Source organism: Mammaliicoccus fleurettii, assembly GCF_003970575.1.
Classification (GTDB): Bacteria; Bacillota; Bacilli; order Staphylococcales; family Staphylococcaceae; genus Mammaliicoccus; species Mammaliicoccus fleurettii.
In genome coordinates, this window is sequence record NZ_RXWZ01000185.1 from 1 (window position 1) to 373 (window position 373).

General features: G+C 20.9%; 1 protein-coding gene. It reads left to right on the forward strand.

Going from position 1 to position 373, the window contains the following annotated elements:
* Positions 1-373, forward strand: a 373-nt coding sequence (locus CD129_RS13270) for a hypothetical protein (RefSeq protein WP_170167704.1), incomplete at both ends; no start/stop codon positions are given.

Genomic DNA, 373 nt, shown 5'->3' on the forward strand with positions numbered 1-373 from the left:
ATTAAGAACTTATACTAACACTAATAAATTGATATTAGGCAAATATAATGAAAAAATACTTAATATTAATGCCCAATACTTAAGTGAAGAATATACAACATTAAAAAATAAAATTTTCAAAAATAAAAAACTTAATAAATTGATTAGTAATTTGGAAATTGAATTGCTCCAAAGTGGAAACTTAACAGAAGAAGAGTTTGTAAATGATATTAAAATAATTGAGGAATATCAAAAAGCTAGAAATGATTTACAAAAGAGTAATGAAAACTTTATTAAATCTTTCGGTGATAGCTGGAAAGGTAAAAATACTGATTTAAATTTATTGAATAATCAAATACAATTTATTAATGAGTTGAATATACATTCATTAGAT